General features: G+C 72.3%; 1 protein-coding gene. It reads left to right on the plus strand.

From position 1 onward, the window contains the following. On the plus strand, positions 1–231 hold a 231-nt coding region (locus tag ACPYOG_RS21055; RefSeq protein ID WP_481295982.1), incomplete at both ends, for a cytochrome d ubiquinol oxidase subunit II.

The following is a 231-nucleotide window of genomic DNA, read 5'->3' on the forward strand; positions in this document are numbered from 1 at the left end:
GTGCGGCGCTTGCGCTGACCACCACGGGCCTGCCCCTGAACGCCAACGGGGACCGTGAAGGTGGCCCGATGTCCTGGTTCAGCGGCTACGCGCTCCTGGGCGGTTTCGGCGTGGTGGCCTTCGCCCTGGTGCACGCGCTGGCGTTCCTGGCCCTCAAGACCGACGGCGAGGTGCGGCACCGTGCCCGCCGCTGGTTTGTGCGGTTGGTCCCGGCCGCGGTCCTGCCGATGG

The organism is Leifsonia sp. HAY1-4F, assembly GCF_056755275.1.